Genomic DNA, 19,568 nt, shown 5'->3' with positions numbered 1-19,568 from the left:
GGAAGCAATGCGAACACGAACAAAAATCGGCTTAGGTGTAATCGGTTCAGGGATGCTCGCGGCGAGTTATTACTTTTATGAAATGGCGATTGCGACCAACCCGAAACCCTTTTTATCCAACAACCGTGATTTGAGTGACGAGATGGTCCGTCTGATGCAACCGGGTCAAACGTGGATCAAAGAACAGCCGCTGGAGCTGATTGAAGTAAAGGCGCATGATGGATTAACCTTACGCGGGCATTACTTACCGCCGCTTGTTCCATCGAATCGGGTCGTCATTTTAGTTCACGGATACGGTGGAGTCGGAACAGACTTAGCCGGATTTGCGTATCTGTATCATCAAGCCGGTTTCCATGTCATGATGCCGGACAACCGAGGACACGGAAAAAGTGACGGGAACTATATCGGATTTGGTTGGCATGACCGTGAAGATTGTCTTCGGTGGACCGAGTACCTGGTGGCCCGTCTTGGACAAGAAAGTGCGATTTTCTTACATGGTGTCTCAATGGGGGGAGCGACCGTTCTGATGACAAGTGGTGAAGTTTTGCCGCCGCAAATCAAAGGAATTATCTCCGATTGTGCCTACACGTCGGTCAATGCCGTCCTTGCCTATCAAATGAAACGGATGTACCGTCTGCCCCATTTTCCATTTTTGACGATGACAAGCATTTTGACGAAAATGAAAGCAGGTTATTTTTTCAGTGAAGCGTCTGCACTTAAACAAGTGAAGCGGGCGACGGTGCCAATTCTGTTTTTACACGGTGGAGCGGATACGTTTGTTCCAACCTCGATGGTCTATGAATTGTATCAAGCCTGTCCGACAGAAAAAGAATTGGTAGTCATTCCGAATGCTGCCCACGCGATGGCGTACTTTGAAGATCCGGACACTTATGATGCGGTCGTCGAAACATTTGTCCGTCGGATTTTAGGCGAACCAATGGAACGCGTGTAAAAAAAATGCGTGAAATCGTTGACATCAAAAACACTATTTAGTATTCTAATAACATAAATAGAAGTCGTCGTGGCGGAACTGGTAGACGCGCTAGACTCAGAATCTAGTGGTGGCAACACCGTGGAGGTTCAAGTCCTCTCGGCGGCATTTTTAAGTGAAAATAGGAGTACTCTTCGTAAGAAGTGGGCTTCTATTTTTTTTATAAAAATTTTTGATTCATGTCCTTAACAAGTTTGTTCGTAAAATTTGAATTTTTCTGATAAAATATGTGTTAAGGAAAAGATTTTAAGGAAATTACAAGGGAGAAGGCATTTGTCTTATTTGTCTTCAAGAGAGGAGTAACAACATGAAAAAGCATTTATCGGTTTTATTTTTACTGCTCAGCTGTTTAATGGTATTGAGTGCATGCAGTATCGGATCACAGGACGAGGTGTCGAAAGACAAGACGTATAAAGTCGGAATCGATGTCACGTATCCACCGTTCGAATATAAAGACGGGGACACGTACAAGGGGATCGATATCGATCTCATCAAAGCCATTGCAAAGGATCAAGGGTTTAAAATCAAGTTTGAAGCAATGGACTTCAGCGGAATCATTCCGGCTCTTCAAGCGAACCAGTTGGATGTTGCAATTGCCGGTATGAGTATCACGCCGGAGCGGAAAAAAGTCGTCACGTTCTCCGATCCGTACTTTAAAGCCGGATTGATTTTAGTCGTCAAAGATGACAACAATAAAATCAAGTCGGTCGATGATTTAAAAGGACAGAAAGTCGCGGTCAAAAAAGGAACGACAGGTGCAAAATATGCGACGGACAATGCAGATAAACTCGGTATCACAGTCACACAATTCAATGACAGTCCAGCCATGTTCCAAGAAGTCAAAAACGGAAATGCTGCAGCATTGATTGAAGATTATCCGGTCATCTCGTATGCCAACAAACAACAAAATCTTGGTCTGAAACTCGTCGGAGACCGTTTGAACGGGGATAACTACGGAATCGCTGTCTTAAAAGGTGAAAACGAAGAGTTGTTGAAAAAAATCAATAAAGGACTGGCTAACCTGAAAGAAAGCGGCGAGTACGACAAAATCGTCGATACGTATTTGAAATAAGCTATTTGAACGAATGACAAGGGAGTTGAGTCACTGATGGAAGTCGCAAAAACGGCGTTTCCGTTTTTCTTGGAAGGGTTACAGATCACCCTTTATATCTTTATCATCGCGGTCATCGTCGGATTTTTAATCGGCTTGATCGTCGCATTGATGCGTTTATCACCACTTAAGATTTTAAACGGTATCGCCATCGTCTACATCGATGTTATTCGGGGAACCCCCTTTATCGTCCAATTGTTCTTTATCTATTTTGGACTCAACTCGCTCGAGTGGTTGTCCATGGACCGGATGTATGCCGGAATCCTGACAGTTGCGATCAATGCCGGAGCCTACTTTGCTGAAATCATCCGGGCAGGGATTCAATCGATTGATAAAGGTCAAACCGAGGCCTCACGATCACTCGGGATGACAGGACGTCAAACGATGACGCAAATCGTTTTACCGCAAGCCTTCCGCCGGATGTTGCCGACGATTACGAACCAATCGATCATCAGTCTAAAAGATACGTCGTTACTATCGATCATCGGGATCGCGGATTTGACGCAACAGGGACAAGTGCAACAGGCGACGACATTTGAACCGTTCATCGTTTGGACAGTTGTCGGTCTGATGTACTTCGTCGTCATCTATCTCCTTTCATTGTTAGGGAAATTCTTGGAACGGAGGTTTACACTGCGATGAGTATCATTGAAGTAAAACAATTAAAAAAGTCATTTGGTTCAAACGAAGTGTTAAAGGATATTTCGGTTGAGATTCAAGAAAAAGAAGTCGTTTGTGTCATCGGACCTTCAGGATCCGGGAAAAGTACGTTTCTCCGCTGTTTAAACCGGCTGGAGGATATTACAGGAGGGACCGTGATTGTCGATACACACGACATTACGGATCCGAAAGTCGATATCAATAAAGTACGGGAAGAAGTAGGGATGGTGTTTCAACACTTCAACTTGTTTCCGCATAAGACGGTGCTCGAGAACGTGACGCTTGCACCGATGAAGGTTCGGAAAACGGATAAAACTCAAGCGAAACAGCGGGCTTTCGAATTGCTGGATAAAGTGGGATTACGGGAAAAAGCGGATAATTATCCGGGTGAACTGTCCGGTGGTCAAAAACAACGGGTCGCCATTGCCCGTGCTCTGGCTATGAATCCGAAAATCATGTTGTTTGACGAACCGACATCCGCACTCGATCCAGAGATGGTCGGGGATGTTCTTGCCGTTATGAAGCAATTGGCACTCGAAGGGATGACGATGATTGTCGTTACGCACGAGATGGGATTTGCCCGTGAAGTCGGGGATCGTGTTCTTTTCATGGACGGTGGTTTTATCGTCGAAGAAAACATTCCGAGTTTATTGTTTGATTCTCCGCAACACGAACGGACACAGTCTTTTTTAAGTAAAGTTTTGTAAATGATGAAATGAAGCAGGAATGACCTTCAGGGAGGTCATTCCTGCTTTTTTTTGATGAAAACCCCTGTTTTCGCCTAGAGACGTTTCAATCATAAAGAACACAGGTTACAGTCATAAGAAAAACTTATACATTTGTGACGGAGAAATTGGGAATTCGAAACGCACTGACCTAAAAGAAGTAGTAATATAATAACTAAGGCAAACACTTTTGACATACAGGCCTTCGTTAAGGGTTATGTTCGGATGAAATGTCAGGAACATGACGATTATCGAATTTTTATGTCATATGATTTGAAAGCGCTAACAGGTAGAGAGCTGGAAACGTACTGATGCAGTACAGGAGTGAAACGAATGAAACGGGGGGAACCGTACATGGCAAGCCAGGACCAACAAGCATTTTATGGACCAAACCTTGGGTACATCATTGAATTGTATGAACGCTTTTTAGAAGATGCTTCTTCAGTCGATGAAGAAACACGGGCATATTTTGAACAAAATGGTGCTCCGGTTTCAGAACGTGTAACGAAGCAAACGGTCGAAACGGGAGATTTCGAAAAGTATTTGGCCGCGAGTCGATTAGCTGATCAGATTCGGGCGAAAGGTCATCTTGCAGCTGATATTTATCCGCTCAAAGATCATCCACGGGAAACAGAACTGCTCGAGCTCCGTCAATTCGGATTGACAGAAACCGATTTACGCGCCATGCCTGTCACACTCGTTTGTCCAGAACCACCGGCTCATCTTCAAGATGCTTTTGAAGGAATCGAGCACTTAAAGGCTCAGTACACGGGGGCGGCAGCGGTTGAATTTCAACATGTCGATGACTTGGATGAAAAGAAATGGTTGCGGCAAAAGATTGAACAAGGGGCATTGACAGCTAAGCTGACAATTGATCAAAAAAAGCAATTGTTCAAACGTTTAGCGGAAACCGAATTATTTGAGAAATATTTGCATAAAACATACGTTGGACAAAAACGTTTTTCAATCGAAGGACTTGATGCGATGGTTCCGTTACTCGATACGATTGTTGGACATCTGATTGCCAACGGATCGGAAACGATCAACATCGGAATGGCGCACCGGGGACGACTGAATGTCTTAGCGCACGTTTTAGGAAAACCATATGAAATGATTTTTGCAGAGTTCCAACATGCGCCGAACCATGATTTGGTTCCCTCAGAAGGATCAATCGGGATCACGTACGGTTGGACGGGGGACGTCAAGTATCACCTCGGATTAAACCGGAAGATGGAGCAACAATCGAGCAACGTTCGAATGACGCTTGCCAACAATCCGTCTCACCTTGAATTCGTCGATCCTGTCGTCGAAGGGTTTACACGGGCTGCGCAAGACGACCGCTCACAAAAAGGAGCACCTCGTCAGGAACAGGGAAAAGCGGCTGCCATTCTTATTCACGGTGATGCTGCGTTCCCGGGACAGGGGATTGTTGCTGAAACGCTTAATTTAACTAACTTAAAAGGATACAATACGGGCGGAACGATTCATATCATTGCCAACAATACGATTGGTTTTACGACAGAACCGACTGATTCCCGTTCAACACGCTATTCGAGTGATTTGGCAAAAGGCTACGAGATTCCTGTTTTCCACGTCAATGCGGATGAACCGGAAAGTTGTCTGGCCGTAGCATTGCTCGCTAGCAAATACCGTGCAACATTCAACAAGGACGTTTTGATTGACTTGATCGGGTATCGTCGCTTCGGACATAACGAGATGGATGAGCCGATGAATACGAATCCCGTTCTCTACGATTTAATCCATAAACATGATTCAGCACGCGTTCTGTATGCCAAGCAACTGGTAGAACAGGGCGATGTCGCAAAAGAAGATGTGACGAAGATTGAAGCGGACATCAATGAGATGATGAAAGCGGCCCGGGAGAAAGTCCCGAATGTGGAAAAAGAATACGGCGGCGTCATGCCGGATGTCGTCTTCAAAGGAGTCCCGCACATCGAGACAGGGGTTGCGGTCGAGAAATTGACGGACTATAACGAGCAACTCCTCGAGTGGCCGAGTGGATTTAACGTTTTCCATAAACTTGAGAAAGTCCTGAAACGCCGCACGGATGCGTTGACGACGAAAAACGGCATCGACTGGGGTCATGCCGAAACATTGGCATTTGCTTCAATTCTTTCCGATGGCACACCGATTCGATTAAGTGGTCAGGATTCGGAACGGGGAACATTTGCCCAACGAAACATTAATCTGAATGATGTGAAGACCGGCAAATCGTTTTCACCGATGCACAGTCTGAAGTCAGCAACAGCATCGTTTGCTGTATACAACAGTCCATTATCGGAAGCAGGCGTTCTCGGGTTCGAATACGGCTATAACGTCTTTGCGCCGGAAACACTTGTTTTATGGGAAGCCCAGTACGGCGACTTCGCAAACTCCGGTCAAGTCATCTTTGATCAGTTCATCTCGGCAAGCCGTGCAAAATGGGGGCAGACGTCCGGACTTGTCATGCTATTACCGCATGGATACGAAGGACAAGGGCCGGAGCACTCAAGTGGCCGATTGGAGCGGTTCTTGACGTTATCAGGCGAAAAGAACTGGACAGTCGCCAATGTTTCAAGTGCGGCACAGTACTTCCATCTGCTTCGCCGTCAAGCCGCGATTCTTGGAAAAGAAGAAGTACGTCCGCTAGTCGTCATGACACCGAAAAGTTTACTCCGCCATCCACTCGCGACGTCCGATTTATCTGAACTGACAGACGGTTCATTCAAACGGATTGTCGAACAGGATGGTTTGGGACAAACACCGGAACAGGTTGAGCGGATTGTCTTCTGCAGCGGAAAAGTTGCAATTGACTTGGCAGAAGCCGTCTCGAAATCAGACGATGATTTCAACTGGTTGCACATCGTACGGATTGAAGAAATTTATCCATTCCCGGCCAAACAGTTAAACGCGTTGTTGGAACGTTATCCGAATGTCGGTGAATTTGTCTGGGTTCAGGAAGAACCGAAAAACATGGGAGCCTGGACATACATCGAGCCACGTCTTGAATCAGTTGCCATCAACGGAATCACAACCGTCCGTTACATCGGTCGTCGTCGACGTTCGAGTACAGCGGAAGGTGATCCGACAGGGCACAAAGTCGAACAGGCGCGAATCCTGACAGAAGCTTTGACACGAACGACAGTCGATCAACCAAGCACATCAGCTACTTCCGAAACAAATGTCTAATCTAAAATCAAGTGGGGTCAAACACGAAAAGTCTTAGGGGGACGAATTAACATGGAAATCAAAGTGCCAGAACTTGCAGAATCGATTACGGAAGGTACGGTCGCATCGTGGTTAAAACAGCCCGGCGATCAGGTAGAAAAAGGGGAAGCCATCGTCGAACTGGAGACAGATAAAGTCAACATCGAAGTACCGTCTGACGAAGCTGGAATTCTGTCTGAAGTAATGGCTGCCGAAGGGGAAACAGTCCGCGTCGGAGAAACGATTGCTATCATTACAGCAGGTGGAGAAGCGGCACAACCGACAGAAGCAGCTCCAGCACCTGAACAAAAAGAAACACCTGTTGCACAAGAACCGAAAAAAGAACAACCGGCAGCCGTCGCAGCAACAGAAGCGACGTCACGCGCCGATCGTCCAATCGCTTCACCCGCTGCCCGGAAAATGGCACGTGAAAAAGGAATTGATTTAGCGCAAGTCGCGACACAAGATCCACTCGGTCGCATTCGTGTACAGGACGTTGCGACATTTGAAGTCGCACCACGCGAACAAGCAAAAGCACCACAAGCTCCGGCACCGCAAGCCGCACCGCCTGCTGTTGCCCCTGGCAAACCGGAAGAACGGATTAAAATGTCGCGCCGCCGTAAAACAATTGCCAATCGCTTAGTCGAAGTGCAACAAACAGCGGCAATGTTGACGACGTTCAATGAAATCGATATGTCTGCTGTGATGTCGTTACGGAAACGTCGCCAAGAAAAATTCGTCAAGGACAATGAAGTCAAACTCGGTTTCATGTCGTTCTTCACAAAAGCAGCCGTCGCCGCTTTGAAAAAAATGCCATATTTGAATGCCGAAATTCAAGGAGACGAAATCGTGCTCAAGAAATTCTATGATATCGGAATTGCGGTTTCAGCACCGGATGGATTAGTTGTACCGGTCGTACGTGACGCTGATAAAAAGAACTTCGGTGAAATCGAAAAAGATATCATCAATCTGGCGGTCAAAGCCCGGGACAACAAACTCGGTTTATCGGATTTGACAGGCGGGACATTTACGATTACAAACGGTGGAACGTTTGGTTCATTGATGTCGACACCAATCCTCAACGGACCGCAAGTTGCGATTCTCGGAATGCATGCAATCAACCTGCGTCCGATCGCCATCGACGCCGAGCGGATGGAAAACCGTCCGATGATGTATGTCGCGCTTTCCTATGATCACCGGATCGTTGACGGGAAAGAAGCCGTGACTTTCCTGAAGCACATCAAAGATTTGCTCGAAGATCCGGAATCATTGATCTTTGAAGCCTAATCGAATATTCCTGCTCCCTGTTTCTGTAACTGAAGCAGGGAGTTTTTGTGTACCGGATTGAGCGGATATGACAACTCTGTCATCGAATCTAAACAGAAGATTACATGGAATTCATAAATCCTTCATTGAAAGCCGATAAGATACATCTGTACGTTACTTCAAAGGGGGAACCATGAATGTTGAAACAAATCGGTGTCACGGTAGTCGCGGGAATGATTGTCGCAAGCAGCACAACGAGCATTGAAGCAGCGGGGAAAGCAAAAGGACTGCTCGATCCAAACCGGATTGTCAACATTGCTCACCGCGGAGCATCCGGGTATGCACCGGAACATACGATGACCGCATATGAGATGGGTCATAAAAAATTCAAAGCCGATTATATTGAGATTGACTTACAAATGACGAAGGACGGTCAGTTGATTGCGATGCATGACGAGACGGTCGATCGGACGACAAATGGTACCGGCGCCGTCAAGGATCAAACACTCGCGCAAATCAAACGCCTCGATGCCGGCAGCTGGTTTAACGAATCCTATCCGGCCTATGCGAAGAAAACATATAAGGGATTGAAAGTGCCGACGTTAAACGAAATTTTTAACCGGTACGGCAAACAAGCCAATTACTATATCGAGACGAAATCACCGGAGGTTTACCCGGGGATGGAGAAAAAACTATTAGATACGTTACGACGTCACGGATTATCGAGCAAGCAGGTCAAACCGGGACAAGTCATGATTCAATCGTTCAGTCGGGACAGCTTGTTGAAGGTGAAGCAATTAGATCCGAAACTTCCGCTCGTCCAGCTTCTTGAGGCACCGCAAATGACGGATATGACTCCAAATACATTAAAAGCCATCAAGTCTTATGCGGTTGGCGTCGGACCATCTTTTAAATCATTGACACGAGAAAACACCAGACAAATCCGAAGTGCAGGGTTGTTACTGCATCCGTATACCGTCAATGAGAAAGTAGATATGAAACGGATGCTCGATTACGGTGTAACTGGCGTCTTCACGAACTTCGCCGATCGATTTAACGAAGTATTGCAACACCCAAAAAAGAAATAACTTCCCCGAAAGTCAGTTTCCTTTTCAGGAAATTGACTTTTTTTGTTCAGATGACATCTAAATCGCTTTCCGTTACGTATACTCATAAAAGCACATTCTTTTTTTTCGATTGGTATCGAACATGATACGATGTAACAACAGTGTTAAGTGGGATTTTAAACGGGTTCCATGAACAGAGAATGGAGAGGAATGCAATGCGAATCACTCAATATACAGACTATGGACTCCGCGTTCTGATCTATTTAGGTCTTCATCGCAAAGAAGTGACACCGATGCCGACGATTGCCAATCATTATGGGATATCTTCCAATCATTTAATGAAAGTCACGCAACAATTAACGAGGCTCGGGTACGTGGAATCGACACGTGGACGGACTGGGGGTCTTCGGTTAATTCGCGATCCGGAAGAAATCAATATTGGGAAAGTCGTTCGTGAGATGGAGCCGATGGATATCGTCGAATGTTTTGCGGCAGACGGGCATTGTGTCATCGAACCTCAATGTCAACTCAAAGGGATTCTCGGTCGTGCGTTGCGCGCCTTTATCCGTGAACTGGAACAACATACATTAGCCGAACTACTCAAAAACCCATACGAACTGAACTTGTTATTTGCAAAAACGGATGCCAACCCTTCACGTTAAGTGAACGGGGGCATCCATTTTTTGTATACTCGTCTAGTTTAGTAAAAAAAGTCCACTCATTTTAGTTTTGGACCGGGCCGCTTTTTAGGGGTGACATGTTCCGGATTTTTGGCAAGATCATCTTGAACAGATCCTTTCCACAACGGAACATCACTGTAATACGCGGCGCGGGCAATTAAATGTCCGCCGATTGGTGCTGTAATCAAAACAAACAGGATTCCAAGCAGGACGCGGGAAGAGAAAAATCCATCTTCCACGACGAAATAGATGATGACGCCAATGAGGATGCTCATGACGCCGAGTGTCGCACTCTTAGAGGCGGCATGCGCGCGTGTATATAGGTCAGGTAACCGGATAATCCCAAGTGCCGTCACGAGGCTGAAAAATGCCCCAATCAACGCAAAGGCGGCTACAAAAATATCACTGATTGCGGTCACGTTCGATGATCTCTCCTTTCTCAATGAATTTCGAGAAGGCGACGGTCCCGATGAAGGCTAATATCCCAATCAATAAAATGACTTCAAGATAGTCGCTTGTCCGAAGGATGATGGATACGAGACCGACGACGGAAATCAAGCTGATCCCGATCGAGTCGAGGGCGATGACCCGGTCAGCAACGGATGGTCCTTTGATGACCCGGTAAAACAAACCGAGCATGGATAGAAAGACGCCTCCTAAAGCAATGAATAAAATTGTCTCTAACATCAGCGGCTCACCTCCAAGATGGCTTTTTCAAAACTGTTTCGGATCGAGGCGACGGCATCATCCGCCTCCGGCATGTGCAAGGCATGAATGTACAACGTTTTGTTATCATCCGAAATATCGACGACCAATGTGCCTGGAGTCAACGTAATCAGCATCGACAACAAGGTGATTTGCCAGTTGTGTTCGAGTTCGGTTTCATAGGCGAAGATCCCGGGCTTGATATCAAGGCGCGGTTTCAAGATGATGGACAGTACCTGAAGGTTCGCAACAACCAGTTCGTACAAAAAGCGAATGAACAGTCGGATCAAGGCGATGAACGGTCCGAGATAAAACCGGCTGCTGAAACCCCGTCGCATCGCGAACATCGCAATCAATCCTAGTAAATAGCCGATGATGAAAGATGACGCCGAGAAGGAGTTAGCAAGAAACATCCAGAGGAACGCAAGCAAGATGTTGAGTAATAACTGAAATGGCATGGGTTAATCCTCCTTCAGTACAGCTTGAATATAGATTGAGGGGTCGACAAGTGGATCGACCGCCTGCGAGATGAACGGCCGGACCGCTTCCGTTCCGATACCGTACAAAACGGTAATTCCAACCAAAACGAATGCCGGTGCGAGCAACTGCTTCATCAGGTGGTGTTTCGGACCACTGTAGGTTTTCGGTGTTCCCCAGAATCCACGGATGAAAATCTGCATCACGGAATAGAGCACGAGCAGACTTGAAATCAAGACGACGAATGGACCGACTAAATCCCCGGCTTCGAAACCACCCCGGACGATGAGCAGTTTTCCGATGAAACCGCTGAGTGGCGGAATTCCGGCGAGCGACAATGCAGCGATGAAATACGTCCATCCGAGTAAGGGATAGTCTTTGATCATGCCGCCCATGTCTTTTAGACGACTTGATCCGGCAATACCAATCATGACGCCGATCAGCAGGAATAAGGCCGCCTTGATCAACATGTCATGGACCAGGTAAAACACTGCTCCTTCGAGCGACTGACGGGTCATGACGGAGACACCGTATAAGATGACACCGACTGCGACGATGATGTTGTAGATTAAGATCTGTTTGACGTCACGTGTCGCCAGCGCACCGATGACACCAATGATGATTGTTGCCAGTGCAAGCCACCCGAGAATTTGGTGCGTAAACTCTTGCTGGTGCGAAAAAAACAGGCTGTATGTCCGCAAGATCCCGTAGACACCGACTTTCGTCAGTAATGCACCAAACAGTGCGAGAACAGGTGTCGGTGGTACTTGGTAGGAGCCGGGAAGCCAAAAGTACAACGGGAAGATGGCACCCTTTAAGCCAAAGACAATTAAAAACAGAACCGCGATGACACTGAGGATACCGGGTTGATTGATTTCAGTAATCTTTTGTGAAATATCGGCCATACTCAGGGAACCGATGACACCATATAAAAAGGCAACCGTCATGACGAACAATGCGGATGAAATGACGTTAATCAACAAATACTTCAGCGACTCCCGAAGTTGGGCCGGCTTGCCTCCAAGAACAATCAAGACGTAAGACGAAATCAGAAACACTTCGAAAAAGACGAACATGTTGAAAATATCACCTGTCGTGAAGGCACCGTTGACACCGACGAGTAAAAACTGGACGGCGATGTAATAGTAAAACCGTTGATGCAGATCCGACAAATAATAGATCGAATACCAGACGACAAAAAAGACAAGTAAGCTGGTCGTCAGGACGAGCAAGGCTGATAACATATCCGACACGAGAGTGATACCGAACGGAGCCGGCCAACTACCAAGTGTGACGGTCAGAATGCCATCTTGGCGGATACTGTAAACGAGATAGACGGCTGCAACGATGGTCAAGAAGGTCGAGACGAGTGAAAGCGTCCGTTGCAGACGGAGACGACTCGGAAACAGCATCAAGATGACCCCGGTGATCAGTGGAATCAAAAGCGGTAGTAACGGTAAATTAATCATGCGTATCGGTTCCTTTCATTTCCTCCAGATTGTCTGTTCCCAGTTCCTGATAAGCCCGATAAGCAAGGACAAGGAAAAATGCGGTCACCCCAAAGCTGATGACGATAGCCGTCAAGACAAGCGCTTGTGGCAGTGGGTCCGTATACTGGGTGACTCCGTCTTTGAGGACGGGAGCGGCACCAGTCTTCAAACCGCCCATCGTCATGACGAGCAAATGAGCGGCGTGACTGAGTAAACCCGTTCCGATGATGATCCGTAAGACACTTTTTGAAAGAATGAGATACACAGCACACATCGTCAGGATGCCTGCTGCAATCGCCATGATGATTTCCATGCGTTAATCACTCTCCCCAATCGTTTGAATAATCGTCATCGTCACACCGACGACGACAAGATACACGCCTAAGTCGAACAGCATCGCCGTATGTAAGGACGTTTTTCCGAACAGCGGCAAATTAAAATAGTCGTGGGCATGTGTGAAAAATGGTTTGTTGAACAACAGGGCACCTGACGCTGTCAGGACGGAAATCAACATCCCGATGGCTGTCATCTGTTTATAATCGACGGGCAGGATTTGCCGAAGCGTCTTGATATCAAAGGCAAGCAAGATCAAGACGAGTGCGGAAGCCGTTACAAGACCGCCGACGAAGCCGCCGCCCGGTGTGTAATGACCGGCGAAAAACAGGTAGACGGCAAACAAAAAGATGATGAACGTGATGAACGTCGTCGCAGATTCCAAGATGACGTCGTTCGTATGTTTTTTGATCGGATTTTTCATTTATCGATTCCTCCTGTCTTCCGGAAATTAATCATCGCGTAGATACCAAGACCGGCAATTGCTAATACACTGATTTCAAACAACGTATCAAAACCACGGAAGTCGACGAGGATGACGTTGACCATATTACCGCCAGCGGCTAAGTCCGCCACGTTGTCGATGTAATACTGGGCAATCGAAGCGAATGAGCGTTGGCTGAGTGAAGCCAGTGCGACCAACGTGACGCTTAATCCGACGAGTGCCGAGATGGCGGCATTGCCGAGTTTAAACTTAATCCGTTCCTCTTTCCGGCTGATTTCCGGCATATGATAAAACACAAGCAGGAACAGGGCGACGGACACCGTTTCGATGACGAGTTGCGTTAAAGCCAGGTCCGGTGCCCGGAATAAGACGAAGAACAGAGCGACCGTATAACCGACGACACCAAGCAGAATAATCGATGTCAAACGGGACCGGGCAAACGTAATCGACAAGGCGCTGCCAACGAGGACGAGGACTAAGACGACTTCATAAGTGTGAACCGTACTGAGCGGATTCACATCAAACCGGAAGGCATCAAGGAAATACAGACTCGATAAAACCAAAACGACGATAAAACCGAAAATGTAGACCAAGTAAGACCGCATGTAGCCGGTCATGACCGTATCATGGATAGCGGTCGATGTCCGTTCACCTCGACGCAATAATGCGTCATATTGATGGTTGAGTGAGACCTGTTTCGGCATCCGGTGATACAACGAGCGCCATTTCGGTAAAGTCAGGAATAAAAACGTACCGACTGAGATAATCAGGACGGTTAAGAACAGTTCCAGGTTAAATCCGTGCCAGAGTTTGATCTCGACTGGAATCGTCCCGCCATTTGCGATCACTTTCGGTAAAATCGCTTCAGCGGCCGGGCGGATCAACGTGTTCGACAACAGGTTCGGGAACAAGCCGATTAAGATAACCAATGAAACGAGAACGAGCGGCGGAATCAGCATGCCGATCGGTGCTTCATGCGGTTTTTTCGGCAACTTGTCGAGTTGTCTTGGACCGAGGAACGTCCGGTAGACAATTAAGATACTGTAGACAAACGTAAAGATGCTGCCGATGACCGCAACGAATGGGAACAAGAGTCCAAATGTATCGAGATGGAACAATCCGGACTCTGATACTTCGAGCACACCGGTTAAAAACATTTCCTTACTCAAGAAACCGTTGAAGGGCGGGACACCCGCCATCGACAACGCTCCGATGGTCGCGATCGTAAACGTCACCGGCATCAGTTGCGATAAGCCGCCGAGTTTTCGGATATCCCGTGTGCCGGTCTCGTGATCAACAATCCCCGCCATCATGAAGAGACTTCCTTTAAATGTGGCATGGTTAATCAAATGAAAGACGGCAGCAACGGTCGCAACCGTATAGAGGCTGTCCGGTAAGATTTCGACCTGCAATGCAGCTGCTCCGAGTCCGAGCAATGACATGATCAGACCGAGTTGGGAAATCGTCGAATACGCTAAAATCGCTTTTAAATCGACCTGTTTGACGGCGTTGAGCGACCCCCAGAAGAGTGTGAACATTCCGACAGACGAGACCAGATAAAACCAGAGTGGTGTTTCAGCAAAGATGGGACTCATACGGGCGACGAGATACAGACCGGCCTTGACCATCGTGGCCGAGTGGAGGTAAGCACTGACCGGGGTCGGCGCTTCCATTGCATCCGGTAACCAGATATGAAACGGGAACTGAGCCGATTTTGTAAAAGCTGCCAGTAAAAACAGAACAAGCGATACGGTGAAGAGTGGATCATCTGAATAAGTGCTGACCGTCGCCAGCGATTCCCGGATACTGAATGAACCGGACAGCAGCGACAGTAAGGAGATTCCGCCAAGCATCGACAAACCACCGAATACAGTAATGAGCATCGACTTTTGTGCACCGTAACGGGAGCGTTCCCGCTCGTACCAATAACCGATCAAGAGGAAGGACGAAATTGATGTCAATTCCCAAAATAGATACATGACGATCATATTGTCAGATAAGACGATTCCGAGCATCGCCGTCATGAAAAGAAGTAGGTAAACATAAAAATTATGAAGAGCTTCTTTTTTGGCATCGAGATAATAGATGGAATACAGGACGACGAGCGAACCGATTCCGGTAATCAACAACGCAAACAGCAGACCCAGGCCGTCAACGTAAGCAGTAAAGTTGATGTCGAGCGAAGGAATCCATTTCATCGTCGCAACGACTGTTTTCCCGGCCATCGTCTGGCTGAGGAATTGACTGAAATAGGCGACCAATATCAGCGGAACGAGCAAAACGAACCAGCCGGTGTGCACCGATCGAATTTTTTTATACAGCAATGGAATGAAGAGACTGACGACTAGCGGCAATAAAATTGCGAAATGAAGCAATGACACATGATTCCCCCCTTTTCATTTCGTTCATTTCATCGAAAAAAATGAAAGAAGGACGTAGTACGCAAGCGAGCAGTCGTGCTTGTGACGAGTCCTTTTTATCCAATCATTCGATTCTCATGAAGCATCTGTTAAAAGTATAACGTAGATTTCGGCTCTCTGCATGACACGAACCTTCCTGATGTAGTGCAGGAAAGCGGTTTTTGAGTAAATTATTAAATATGTAGGAACACGGCAGAAAAATGAGAAAAAAGTCCGAAAAAAATTTAAAAGACGAGGGTAATTTGATTACAATCGTCTTTTTCAGGGAAAACCAACTAAGTCTAAAAATTTAGCGAACAGAGGTGCCGTCATGAAAAAGTCATTTAAACAAGGTTTGGTCATTGGAGGAATCGCAGCCCTATCTGCGTTAGTCATCAAGCGTTATAAGCAAGCGGGGGATTCGTCAGAAGGATTCAGCAATCCAGCTGCACTCGATCGTCAACCGAGCATTGATGCCAAAAGGGATGAAACAGAAGTCGGACTGACACAACTCGATTCGATTCACCGGGCGGATTGGCAAGCCAATGGTTTTCCGCAAACGCATGCCGAACTGGAACGTCTAGAAAAAGAAGATAACCAGTAAAAAACACGCTCTCGTCTGAGAGCGTGTTGTCATGTAAAGAATTAAGCGCTTGTCGAAACAAGTGCTTGAATTCGTTCGCTGTGCGCAGCATAGGAAGAGAGATGCTCAAATTGATGTAACGTTAGAGTCGTCATCCGACTATGACCGGTACTGGATTCAAGTGACAGGTACGCTTCGTTTTGATCTTGACCACCACCGTCAAAACGGATTTTAGCTGTAATCGTCCGACCGTCACTCGCTTGCATATAAATATCGTAACCGCCGAAATCAACTCGGTTGAAGCGGTTAGCTTCGCTTACGATTCGTTTAAAAGTTTCAATCAATGAATATGACATGCTATTTCCTCCTTATGTGAAAACTATGTGACCTAACGAGCAATCACCAATCAGTATCGATTATGTATTTTCCCAGTATGTAGAAAAATTAAACCTTTTAAATGAATCTTTATTTTTTTAAGTTTTATTTGCTATGAAACGCGTTTCATACTTTATGATAAATCACGACAGCGCGTGACTATCGTAAACGATGGGCGTCAGCTGAGTAGTAGTGGAGGAGACCTGTTCTTTTCTAAATAGAGGTCTTAAAACGTGTCAGATGCAGCTGAAAATGGAAGACACAAAAAGGAGTTGGATGTAAGTCCAACTCCTTTTTGTGTCTGAAAACCGGTATTAAACCGATTTGTTAATGAGTCGATAGTTAAAGTTCGACGTTGTGATAGACTTGCTGGACGTCTTCCAAGTCTTCCAGCGCATCAATCATTTTTTCGAACTGTTGGACGTCTTCGTCAGATAACGTCACTTCGTTTTGGGCGAGCATGACCAGTTCGGCAACTGAGAAGTCTGTGATTCCCGCTTCTTTCAGCGTTTCTTGAACCGCATGGAATTGTTCTGGCTCCGCGTAGATGATGACGGACTCTTCTTCCTCCAGGATGTCACGCACATCGATATCCGCTTCCATCATCAATTCTAGGACATCATCAGCTGATTTGCCTTCAAAAGCAAAGATGGCTGTCGCATCAAACATGTAAGCGACCGATCCACTGACACCCATGTTTCCGCCGTTTTTACCGAAAGCGGCCCGAACATCTGAAGCTGTCCGGTTAACGTTGTTCGTCAATGTTTCGACAATGACCATTGAGCCGCTTGGTCCAAATCCTTCGTAACGTAACACGTCAAAGTTTTCTTCTGCGCCGCCTTTTGCTTTTTCGATGGCACGATCGACGATAGCGCGGGGGACACTATATGTCTTCGCACGCTCGAGAACCACTTTTAACGCCTGGTTTGATTCAGGATCCGGCTCCCCTTGTTTAGCGGCAACATAAATCTCCCGACCAAACTTTGCATAGACGCGACTTGTATTTTTGTCTTTCGACGCCTTTTTTTCTTTAATGTTATTCCATTTACGACCCATCAGAATCCACTCGCTTTCACATGACTTCGATTTAATTAGGAACTTATTGGTTCCTTCTGCCTCATCAGTATACCGCATAAGTTGTTGATTGCTAAACTGAAAAGATAGCGAAATACGTGTTTTTTCATGATTAACGTTTACAACCAGTCTGAAATCGGGAAGTAACAGAAGATGAAATCTAGCGTGTGAGAGGAGAGGGACTATGAATAAAGCAGCTGTGTTTCACCGGGCCCTGTCTCCGTATGTCTATACATACGATCGAGATACGGTACATATCCGCCTGATGTCGGCAAAGGGAGACGTGAATCGTGTCGAATTGATTTATGGGGATCCTTATGAATGGGATGCGGAAAAAGAAGAAGATCGGGATTGGAACTTTGACCCGGATAAAGAGAAGTTTTGGAAAACGGCGACGGCAGAGATGACGTTCGCGGGATCGGATGCGACACACGATTTTTGGTTTATCGCGATTCAGCCGAAAAAAAAGCGGATCCGTTACGGTTTCAGAGTTCATGTAGGCGGTGAATCCGCCGTTTACACCGAACGCGGGTGGTACGATGAGGTACCGCTTGATCACCCGGGCTACTATTTTGCCGTTCCATATATGAATGCGGTAGATGTATTTGACGCTCCGGCATGGGTGAAAGATACGGTCTGGTATCAAATTTTTCCGGATCGGTTCGCAAATGGGGATGTAACGAATGATCGGCCGGGTACAACGCCATGGGGAACGGAAGCACCAGCCTTTGATAATCATTTCGGAGGCGATTTTCAAGGGGTGATTGATCATATCGATTACTTAAAAGCACTTGGTATTACCGGCATTTATTTTTGCCCGGTCTTTGTCGCACCGTCCAACCATAAATACGACACTCTCGATTATTTACGTCTGGATTCGAGTTTCGGGACAGAAGAAACTTTTCGGGAAATGGTTCGACTGCTTCATCAAAATGGAATCCGGATTTTGCTGGATGCAGTCTTTAATCATGTCAGCGTTGAGCATCCGGCCTTCCAAGACGTTTTATCTCATGGGAAAGAATCGCAGTATGCGAACTGGTTTATGATTGATTCGTTCCCGGTCCAATCAACACCGGTACCCAACTATGAAGTATTTGCTTTTGAAAGCAATATGCCGAAACTCAATACGGCCCATCCGGATGTGAAAGATTATCTATTAAAGGTGGGTCGTTACTGGGTGGAAGAGTTCGGGGTTGATGGCTGGCGACTGGATGTCGCGAGTGAAGTGGACCATGCTTTTTGGCGCGAGTTCCGGCGGGAAGTACGGGCTGCTAATCCCGAAGCGTATATCGTCGGGGAATGTTGGACGGATTCGCAAGGGTGGTTGCTCGGTGATCAGTTTGATGCTGTCATGAATTATGGATTGACGGAAGCCTTTTTAACCTTTTTTGCGACGAACGAAAGTACGGCCTCTGCATTCAGTCATGCCGTCGTAAGGAACTTAAACAGCAACACGATGAATGTCAACGAAGTGATGTTCAATCTCGTTGATTCCCATGATACACCTCGTGCCTTGACGCGGGCAGACGGGAACCTCGAGCGGATGAAGCTGTTGATGTTGTCGCTGTTGACGTTCACGGGAAGTCCGGTCATCTATTATGGCGATGAAATTGGTTTGACGGGTGGCCAGGATCCGGATAACCGGAAGTGTATGGTCTGGGATCCGGCCGAACAAGATGCGGACCTCTTGGCGTATATTACGCGGTTGATTGATTTACGGAAGCAGCATCCGGGTCTCGCCAATGCCAGCGGCTATCAATTCGAGCAACTGAATGATGCGTCGGCAAGCTTTCTGATTCGTCGCCAGTCTGATGAAGCGACTTATTTGATTTTGTTTAACAATGGTTCAGAGGACGTCCATTTTGATTTGACAGATCCAACCGTTGATTTGATGGACGGCCAACGTTATACAGAATCGGTCACTGTAGGCGGGGTGTCCGGGAAAATTCTCCAAATAAAACAAGAATAACCGAACAAAAA

At 46.7% G+C, this 19,568-nt stretch carries 19 protein-coding genes and 1 tRNA gene; 11 read left to right on the top strand and 9 right to left on the bottom strand.

What is annotated here, in order from left to right; all coding sequences use genetic code 11:
* Positions 1–7: 7 nt before the first annotated feature.
* The 9 genes from ACP26N_RS09120 (at position 8) to ACP26N_RS09080 (ending at position 9,689) form a co-directional block, all read left to right on the top strand.
* Entirely contained in the window at positions 8–952 is a 945-nt protein-coding gene (locus tag ACP26N_RS09120) for an alpha/beta hydrolase (protein WP_131503647.1), read from the top strand.
* A gap of 63 nt (positions 953–1,015) precedes the next feature.
* Positions 1,016–1,099: transfer RNA gene (locus tag ACP26N_RS09115), tRNA-Leu, on the top strand.
* 244 nt (positions 1,100–1,343) lie between these two features.
* A complete protein-coding gene (locus ACP26N_RS09110; RefSeq protein ID WP_426355407.1) occupies positions 1,344–2,063 on the top strand; it encodes a transporter substrate-binding domain-containing protein in 720 nt (239 codons plus the stop codon).
* 36 nt (positions 2,064–2,099) lie between these two features.
* On the top strand, positions 2,100–2,744 hold the full coding sequence (locus tag ACP26N_RS09105; protein ID WP_131503649.1) for an amino acid ABC transporter permease: 645 nt from the start codon (positions 2,100–2,102) through the stop codon (positions 2,742–2,744).
* A complete protein-coding gene (locus ACP26N_RS09100; protein WP_131503650.1) occupies positions 2,741–3,469 on the top strand; it encodes an amino acid ABC transporter ATP-binding protein in 729 nt (242 codons plus the stop codon). Before ACP26N_RS09105 ends, ACP26N_RS09100 begins: the two co-directional genes overlap by 4 nt.
* Before the next feature lie 351 nt (positions 3,470–3,820).
* Entirely contained in the window at positions 3,821–6,676 is a 2,856-nt protein-coding gene (locus ACP26N_RS09095) for a 2-oxoglutarate dehydrogenase E1 component (RefSeq protein WP_426353601.1), read from the top strand.
* 51 nt (positions 6,677–6,727) lie between these two features.
* Positions 6,728–7,981: a 2-oxoglutarate dehydrogenase complex dihydrolipoyllysine-residue succinyltransferase gene (odhB, locus tag ACP26N_RS09090; protein WP_426353600.1), complete on the top strand. Its 1,254-nt coding sequence runs from the start codon at positions 6,728–6,730 to the stop codon at positions 7,979–7,981.
* Positions 7,982–8,157: 176 nt separating this feature from the next.
* The gene (locus tag ACP26N_RS09085; protein WP_188004456.1) at positions 8,158–9,048 is read left to right on the top strand and encodes a glycerophosphodiester phosphodiesterase; all 891 of its coding nucleotides are present in this window, start codon (positions 8,158–8,160) and stop codon (positions 9,046–9,048) included.
* Positions 9,049–9,242: 194 nt separating this feature from the next.
* Positions 9,243–9,689 (top strand): Rrf2 family transcriptional regulator, encoded by a 447-nt coding sequence (locus ACP26N_RS09080; protein WP_426353598.1) that lies wholly within the window; start codon positions 9,243–9,245, stop codon positions 9,687–9,689.
* A 56-nt stretch (positions 9,690–9,745) separates the two neighbouring features.
* Here ACP26N_RS09080 and mnhG read toward each other — a convergent pair whose 3' ends face one another.
* From mnhG to ACP26N_RS09045, 7 genes are read right to left on the bottom strand one after another with little or no spacing between them, the layout of a single operon-like run.
* The gene (gene mnhG, locus ACP26N_RS09075) at positions 9,746–10,126 is read right to left on the bottom strand and encodes a monovalent cation/H(+) antiporter subunit G (RefSeq protein ID WP_131503655.1); all 381 of its coding nucleotides are present in this window, start codon (positions 10,124–10,126) and stop codon (positions 9,746–9,748) included.
* Complete coding sequence (locus ACP26N_RS09070; protein ID WP_014970528.1) at positions 10,110–10,394, bottom strand: Na(+)/H(+) antiporter subunit F1; 285 nt, start codon at positions 10,392–10,394, stop codon at positions 10,110–10,112. Before ACP26N_RS09070 ends, mnhG begins: the two co-directional genes overlap by 17 nt.
* A complete protein-coding gene (locus tag ACP26N_RS09065) occupies positions 10,394–10,870 on the bottom strand; it encodes a Na+/H+ antiporter subunit E (protein WP_131972582.1) in 477 nt (158 codons plus the stop codon). The genes ACP26N_RS09070 and ACP26N_RS09065 overlap by 1 nt, the downstream gene beginning before the upstream one ends.
* A 3-nt stretch (positions 10,871–10,873) precedes the next feature.
* A complete protein-coding gene (locus ACP26N_RS09060) occupies positions 10,874–12,358 on the bottom strand; it encodes a Na+/H+ antiporter subunit D (RefSeq protein WP_131972583.1) in 1,485 nt (494 codons plus the stop codon).
* Positions 12,351–12,692 (bottom strand): Na(+)/H(+) antiporter subunit C, encoded by a 342-nt coding sequence (locus ACP26N_RS09055; RefSeq protein ID WP_114595646.1) that lies wholly within the window; start codon positions 12,690–12,692, stop codon positions 12,351–12,353. The genes ACP26N_RS09060 and ACP26N_RS09055 overlap by 8 nt, the downstream gene beginning before the upstream one ends.
* A gap of 3 nt (positions 12,693–12,695) precedes the next feature.
* Positions 12,696–13,136: a Na(+)/H(+) antiporter subunit B gene (locus ACP26N_RS09050; RefSeq protein ID WP_034769866.1), complete on the bottom strand. Its 441-nt coding sequence runs from the start codon at positions 13,134–13,136 to the stop codon at positions 12,696–12,698.
* Positions 13,133–15,538 carry a Na+/H+ antiporter subunit A gene (locus ACP26N_RS09045; RefSeq protein WP_131972584.1) on the bottom strand — a complete coding sequence of 802 codons (2,406 nt, stop codon included), beginning with the start codon at positions 15,536–15,538 and terminating at the stop codon, positions 13,133–13,135. The genes ACP26N_RS09050 and ACP26N_RS09045 overlap by 4 nt, the downstream gene beginning before the upstream one ends.
* A gap of 349 nt (positions 15,539–15,887) precedes the next feature.
* Between ACP26N_RS09045 and ACP26N_RS09040 the strand changes: the two genes are divergently transcribed.
* A complete protein-coding gene (locus ACP26N_RS09040) occupies positions 15,888–16,160 on the top strand; it encodes a hypothetical protein (RefSeq protein ID WP_426353595.1) in 273 nt (90 codons plus the stop codon).
* 41 nt (positions 16,161–16,201) lie between these two features.
* On the opposite strand, the gene ACP26N_RS09035 is transcribed toward ACP26N_RS09040, so the two are convergent.
* Both ACP26N_RS09035 and ACP26N_RS09030 read right to left on the bottom strand, forming a co-directional pair.
* Positions 16,202–16,495: a hypothetical protein gene (locus ACP26N_RS09035; RefSeq protein ID WP_131972585.1), complete on the bottom strand. Its 294-nt coding sequence runs from the start codon at positions 16,493–16,495 to the stop codon at positions 16,202–16,204.
* A gap of 361 nt (positions 16,496–16,856) precedes the next feature.
* Complete coding sequence (locus ACP26N_RS09030; protein ID WP_131503661.1) at positions 16,857–17,570, bottom strand: YebC/PmpR family DNA-binding transcriptional regulator; 714 nt, start codon at positions 17,568–17,570, stop codon at positions 16,857–16,859.
* 202 nt (positions 17,571–17,772) lie between these two features.
* On the opposite strand from ACP26N_RS09030, the gene ACP26N_RS09025 reads away from it, so the two are divergent.
* Positions 17,773–19,557, top strand: a complete 1,785-nt coding sequence (locus ACP26N_RS09025) for a glycoside hydrolase family 13 protein (RefSeq protein ID WP_426353594.1) — start codon at positions 17,773–17,775, stop codon at positions 19,555–19,557.
* The last annotated feature ends 11 nt before the right edge of the window (positions 19,558–19,568 follow it).

This window comes from Exiguobacterium sp. R-39, assembly GCF_049942815.1.
Lineage (GTDB): Bacteria > Bacillota > Bacilli > Exiguobacteriales > Exiguobacteriaceae > Exiguobacterium_A.
The sequence above is the reverse complement of the archived record's forward strand: the minus strand, read 5'-3'. Positions and strand labels throughout refer to the sequence as shown.

Coding starts and splice junctions, on each gene's coding strand:
- ACP26N_RS09110 (WP_426355407.1), top strand. CDS start 1,344: ATGGTATTGAGTGCATGCAGTATCGGATCACAGGACGAGGTGTCGAAA.
- ACP26N_RS09120 (WP_131503647.1), top strand. CDS start 8: ATGCGAACACGAACAAAAATCGGCTTAGGTGTAATCGGTTCAGGGATG.
- odhB (WP_426353600.1), top strand. CDS start 6,728: ATGGAAATCAAAGTGCCAGAACTTGCAGAATCGATTACGGAAGGTACG.
- ACP26N_RS09070 (WP_014970528.1), bottom strand. CDS start 10,394: ATGTTAGAGACAATTTTATTCATTGCTTTAGGAGGCGTCTTTCTATCC.
- ACP26N_RS09050 (WP_034769866.1), bottom strand. CDS start 13,136: ATGAAAAATCCGATCAAAAAACATACGAACGACGTCATCTTGGAATCT.
- ACP26N_RS09100 (WP_131503650.1), top strand. CDS start 2,741: ATGAGTATCATTGAAGTAAAACAATTAAAAAAGTCATTTGGTTCAAAC.
- ACP26N_RS09065 (WP_131972582.1), bottom strand. CDS start 10,870: ATGCCATTTCAGTTATTACTCAACATCTTGCTTGCGTTCCTCTGGATG.
- ACP26N_RS09095 (WP_426353601.1), top strand. CDS start 3,821: ATGAAACGGGGGGAACCGTACATGGCAAGCCAGGACCAACAAGCATTT.
- ACP26N_RS09055 (WP_114595646.1), bottom strand. CDS start 12,692: ATGGAAATCATCATGGCGATTGCAGCAGGCATCCTGACGATGTGTGCT.
- ACP26N_RS09080 (WP_426353598.1), top strand. CDS start 9,243: ATGCGAATCACTCAATATACAGACTATGGACTCCGCGTTCTGATCTAT.
- ACP26N_RS09040 (WP_426353595.1), top strand. CDS start 15,888: ATGAAAAAGTCATTTAAACAAGGTTTGGTCATTGGAGGAATCGCAGCC.
- ACP26N_RS09085 (WP_188004456.1), top strand. CDS start 8,158: ATGTTGAAACAAATCGGTGTCACGGTAGTCGCGGGAATGATTGTCGCA.
- ACP26N_RS09105 (WP_131503649.1), top strand. CDS start 2,100: ATGGAAGTCGCAAAAACGGCGTTTCCGTTTTTCTTGGAAGGGTTACAG.
- ACP26N_RS09030 (WP_131503661.1), bottom strand. CDS start 17,570: ATGGGTCGTAAATGGAATAACATTAAAGAAAAAAAGGCGTCGAAAGAC.
- ACP26N_RS09060 (WP_131972583.1), bottom strand. CDS start 12,358: ATGATTAATTTACCGTTACTACCGCTTTTGATTCCACTGATCACCGGG.
- ACP26N_RS09035 (WP_131972585.1), bottom strand. CDS start 16,495: ATGTCATATTCATTGATTGAAACTTTTAAACGAATCGTAAGCGAAGCT.
- ACP26N_RS09025 (WP_426353594.1), top strand. CDS start 17,773: ATGAATAAAGCAGCTGTGTTTCACCGGGCCCTGTCTCCGTATGTCTAT.